Annotated in this window: 3 protein-coding genes; all 3 read left to right on the top strand. The window is 41.8% G+C overall.

Annotated elements, in window-relative coordinates; genetic code table 11:
- The first annotated feature begins 155 nt into the window (after window positions 1–155).
- The 3 genes from NJ959_RS26765 to dacB all read left to right on the top strand — a co-directional run bounded on the left by NJ959_RS26765 (window position 156) and on the right by dacB (window position 3,833).
- A complete protein-coding gene (locus NJ959_RS26765; protein WP_254014806.1) occupies window positions 156–1,358 on the top strand; it encodes a WD40 repeat domain-containing protein in 1,203 nt (400 codons plus the stop codon).
- Window positions 1,359–1,458: 100 nt separating this feature from the next.
- On the top strand, window positions 1,459–2,796 hold the full coding sequence (locus NJ959_RS26760; protein WP_254014805.1) for a cytochrome P450: 1,338 nt from the start codon (window positions 1,459–1,461) through the stop codon (window positions 2,794–2,796).
- A gap of 146 nt (window positions 2,797–2,942) precedes the next feature.
- Window positions 2,943–3,833 (top strand): D-alanyl-D-alanine carboxypeptidase/D-alanyl-D-alanine endopeptidase, encoded by an 891-nt coding sequence (gene dacB, locus NJ959_RS26755; protein WP_254014804.1) that lies wholly within the window; start codon window positions 2,943–2,945, stop codon window positions 3,831–3,833.
- Window positions 3,834–3,961: the final 128 nt, after the last annotated feature.

The raw sequence follows: 3,961 nt of genomic DNA, 5'->3' as shown, positions 1-3,961 counted from the left end.
AACAACTAACAACCAACAACTAACAACCAACAACTAACAACTAACAACTAACAACTAACAACTAACAACTAACAACTAACAACTAACAACCAACAACTAACAACTAACAACCAATAACCAACAACTAACAACTAACAACTAACAACCAACAACCAATGACAAATGACAAATTCAAAAAGACATTGTTACCTATTTTAGGATTTATGGCTACTACAATTACTGGAGTTAGCAGAATTGCAGTTAGTCAACCGATTCCCGTACCTTATCCCCCAAATAGCCCCACCCAACCTATCCCTCCTACTAAATTACCCTCACCTGCTCAAGGTTGGAGAAATCCTAAACTAATTGACACTATTGATGCTCATTCAACAGTTGTTGACTCTTTGCTTTTTAGTCCCGATGGCGAAGTATTAATTAGCGGGGGTAGCTATAACGATGGTAGGATTAAATTATGGGATCTAAAAACAGGCAAAGAATTTGACAAAATCCGGGCACAACGTGTCTCCGTTACAGACATTGCCCTAACCCCTGATGGCTCAATGTTGGCAAGTTGTGGAGAAGATTCTGCTCTCAATCTTTGGGACTGGAAAACTGGAGAATACACCCATCTTTTTATAGAACATACTAGTAATTTGCTAGCCCTAGCTATTACGCCAGATAGTCGCGTATTAGTCAGTGGCGGATTAGATGGTATTCGACTGTGGGATTTAAAAAAACAGCGTCCTATTTATAATTTAGCACGTTTTGATAATCAAACCTATTCTCTTGCTATTCATCCACAAGGAGATCTATTAGCAAGCGGACATAAGTTTGGCTCAATTAAATTATGGAACATTAAGACAGGACAATTTCTCAGTAGCATTTCCGCTCATACTGGTTCCGTAGATGGATTAGCATTTACTCCAGACGGACAAACTTTAGTAAGTGGAAGTTTCGATCGCACTATCAAAGTTTGGAATCTTAGAAGCGGAAAATTAGTACGAACTCTTTCTGGACATACTGGTAGAATTTGGGCAATTGCAATTAATCCCGATGGTGAAACTCTAGCCAGTGCTAGTCGCGATGGTGTCCGTTTGTGGAACTTAAAAACGGGCGAATTACTCAAATTAATTACAGTAGCTGAAGATTGGGCACAATCTGTTGCATTTAGTCCCGATGGCACACTCCTAGCGACTGGAGGATTCGATAGCAACATCAGGATTTGGCAAGTGCCCTCAGTAGTAAAAGAAGAATCAGTAGTAGAAACAAGAGAAACTCAAAATACTGTAGCTGGAAATAATGTGGTGTTGGGAATAGGCAATAGGAACTATAACAGAAAAATCTTTATTTCCCACACTTCCCCCACTTCCCCGGAATAGTTTTCAGTGTTGAGTTCTCAGTTTTTAATTAAAACTCAAAACTCAAAACTCAAAACTCAAAACTCAAAACTCAAAACTAATAACTCTCTTCCCCATTCCTATGACACTACCAAACGGACCAAAAACTCCCTGGATGCTACGAGTTTTCAAGCTAATTTTTCATCCATTGGAATACATGGAAGACAATGCTCGACAATATGGAGATATCTTCAAAGTAGGAGGAGAAAAATCTCCCCCATTCGTTTATATAAGCAATCCACAGGCGATTAAAGAGATTTTCTCAGCAGATCCAGATTTATTTGAATCCGGCAGAGGAAACGCTATTTTACGATATTTCCTGGGTGACAATTCTTTGGTTTTACTTGACGGGGCAAAGCATCAGCGTCAGCGACGATTGTTAATGCCCCCATTTTACAGCGATCGCATTCGGGATTATAGTCAGCTTATTTGTGATATTACCAAAGAAGTGACCGGACGGTGGCAAGTAGGCAACCCTTTCACTGTCCGTTTATTCATGCAAGAAATTACTTTGCGGGTGATTTTACAGGCGGTATTCGGGTTGGATGAGGGAGAACGTTTTCAACAATTACGATATCTGCTCAGTAAGCTGATGGATATGTTTAATTCTCCTGTCAGTTCTACTTTACTATTTTTTCCCTCATTGCGACAAGATTGGGGAGAAATGAGTCCATGGGGGCGCTTTTTACGCCTGAGAGATCGAATTAAACAGTTAATATATGATGAGATTCGAGAAAGGCGGGAAGTTGGCGATTTATCCCGTAATGATATTCTAACTTTACTACTATCGGCTCGCGACGAAACTGGTGATTCGATGACAGATGACGAGTTACATGATGAACTAATGACACTGCTAGTTGCAGGGCATGAAACTACAGCTTCTGCTCTTACTTGGGCATTATATTGGATTCATCATTTACCAGATGTTCAGGAAAAATTGCGATATGAATTAGAGTCTCTTGGCGACAATCCTGCACCTACTGATATTGCCCAACTTCCCTACCTGACAGCCATTTGTCAAGAAACAATGCGGATTTATCCTGTTGCGCCGAGTACCTTTGTTCGGGTACTCAAAGCACCAATGGAACTTATGGGTTATCATTTTGAAACGGGTACATCTCTACTGCCATCTATATATTTAATTCATCATCGGGAAGATTTATATCCGGAACCAAAATCTTTCAAACCTGAACGCTTTTTGCAAAGGCAATATTCTGCCTACGAATATTTACCCTTTGGTGGTGGGAATCGTCGCTGTATTGGTTCGGGATTAGCCATGTTGGAAATGAAATTAGTGTTAGCCACGATTGTGTCTCAGTTTCAAATGGCGCTGACAAATAATCGTCCAGTTAAACCAATACGCCGTGGCTTGACTATCGCGCCTCCGCCTAATTTGCAAATGGTTGTTAAATCTGAATGAGGGAATGGGATGATGGGAGGATGGAGACAAAATTGCACTCTTATGATATATTAATCGGCTAATCACCGAGCTTTTTTTTTATTCAATCCAGTTTATGATGACTAATCGTTGAATGCTACAAAAAGCCAGTCACAGGAGAATAGCGAATGAAATCAGTTGTTCAATGGGTGAAACCCTTGGCAATGCTTACTTGTACAGTTATAAACTGGGCAGCGATTGCGCCCCAAATCCAGGCAAGCGCCAACAGCGCAACTGATTTAGCCTCAAATTTTGAATCAGTAGAAATCGTAGTACCGCCTCCAGAGAATCAAGATAGCGATCGCGTATGTCCCGCTTCTCTAGGCTTATTTATCGATGGTATCATCTCCCGTCCCAACGTAGCCAGAGCCAATTGGGGTATTATGGTTGCCAGCTTATCTGACGGCAGCGTTTTCTACAGTCATAATGCGTCTCAATCTTTCATCCCCGCTTCTAACGTCAAACTCTTCACTACTGCGGCTGCACTACAAAAATTTGACCCCAATGCCAAAATCGGCACAACGTCGTTAGATGAATGGGTAGGTATCACTAATACAAACAGCAACAATGATTATGCTGAGGCATTATTACGTCAAGTGGGAGGCGTTTCTGCCGTCAAGGAGACTTTAAGCCAGTTAGGTATTAACCCCAATAGTTATCGACTCTCTGATGGCTCTGGTTTATCCCGCCAAAATTTAGCCACTCCCACCACCTTGGTACAACTCCTCAGAGCAATGAGTGTAGCCAAGAATCGGGATATTTTCTACAGCTCTTTAGCGGTTGCTGGAGTGAGTGGCACCCTCAAGCGTAGGTTTCACTTTACTCCAGTTGAAGGACATCTCCACGGGAAAACTGGCACTTTGACAGGAGTGAGGGCGCTTTCTGGATATCTGGAACATCCGGAGTACGGAGTTCTTGTTTTTAGCATTATCGTTAATGAATCGTCATCAGGGGAAGGTTTAGTTAATGCTATTGATGATATCGTCGTCCAAGTGAGTAAGCTTTCTCGGTGTTATTAGGGGCTAGGGAGTGGGGAGTGGGGAGTAGGGAGTGGGAGGGTTTTGAGTTTTAAGTCTTCCCCTTGTCCCCCTGGGGCTGTTTCATTCTCAAAATTTACGACAGATTGAAATCTGTCGCTACACAGACA

The sequence above is a fragment of the Limnofasciculus baicalensis BBK-W-15 genome (genome assembly GCF_024178385.1).
Lineage (GTDB): Bacteria > Cyanobacteriota > Cyanobacteriia > Cyanobacteriales > Coleofasciculaceae > Limnofasciculus > Limnofasciculus baicalensis.
Note: the sequence above shows the minus strand (reverse complement) of the source record. Positions and strands in the feature narration are given on the sequence as shown.